We start from the raw sequence: 445 nt of genomic DNA, 5'->3' as shown, positions 1-445 counted from the left end.
CGATGCCATAATAAGGACATAGGATTAAGTGAGATGTAAACATCCCGAGTTAATCCGTAGTTAGATAGAAAAGCGCAAAGAAAGACGAGGTAAGAAAGATGTTTAGTTTAAAAGTAATGATAGGAATCAATGTATTGGCAGTAGTATTTGGTGCCTTGTCCGCAAGAACATTGAAAGAGTCGAATGTAGGATTAATCCTGATGACGATGTTAGATATGTTTCTATTTGGGATGAGTGTTCCAAGTATGATGACGGGAACAGCAGGAGATGTGCTGTACATCGTAAGTCCCGTATTTACGGGTTTGGCGTCAATGTTGATAAGTTTAGTGATGTACGCAATGGGTATCAACGACTACAAGGTAAAGCGTAATATCAAGAGCCACAAAGCAAGACGACCAAAGATGGAGAAAACGATTGTGAGTACAAAGCAAACTCCAGAAAAGAG

Annotated in this window: 1 protein-coding gene; it reads left to right on the top strand. The window is 39.6% G+C overall.

What is annotated here, in order from left to right; genetic code table 11:
* Positions 1-200: 200 nt before the first annotated feature.
* Positions 201-445, top strand: a 245-nt coding sequence (locus FC36_RS08380) for a hypothetical protein (RefSeq protein WP_156409568.1), incomplete at its 3' end; no start/stop codon positions are given.

Origin of the sequence: Ligilactobacillus equi DSM 15833 = JCM 10991 (assembly GCF_001435735.1) — a bacterium.
In the GTDB taxonomy this organism is placed as follows: Bacteria; Bacillota; Bacilli; order Lactobacillales; family Lactobacillaceae; genus Ligilactobacillus; species Ligilactobacillus equi.
This window is presented reverse-complemented; position numbering and strand designations above follow the sequence as displayed.